The organism is Streptomyces torulosus (assembly GCF_001419765.1).
Classification (GTDB): Bacteria; Actinomycetota; Actinomycetes; order Streptomycetales; family Streptomycetaceae; genus Streptomyces; species Streptomyces torulosus.
This window is the reverse complement of record NZ_LIRK01000082.1, coordinates 14,179-14,392: the sequence shown is the minus strand read 5'-3', so window position 1 is coordinate 14,392 and position 214 is coordinate 14,179. Positions and strand designations below refer to the sequence as shown.

Below are 214 nucleotides of genomic sequence, written 5' to 3'. Positions count from 1 at the left end.
GCGCGATCCCCCGCCCCCGGCGCGCCCCGGGGCCCGCATACCGGCTGCACACCCGCCGTATCGCCGTCGCCGTCGACGCCGAGGCCGCCTTCACCCGGATGCACGCCGACGCGCCGCGCGCCTTCTGGCTGGACAGCTCCCGCGTCGAGGAGGGCCTGTCCCGGTTCTCGTTCTTCGGCGACGGCACCGGCCCTCTCGCCGAGTTCGTCCGCTA

At 76.2% G+C, this 214-nt stretch carries 1 pseudogene; it reads left to right on the top strand.

The window, feature by feature from the left end:
• Positions 1-214, top strand: a pseudogene (locus AOK23_RS49470) (aminodeoxychorismate synthase component I); the annotation flags it as partial.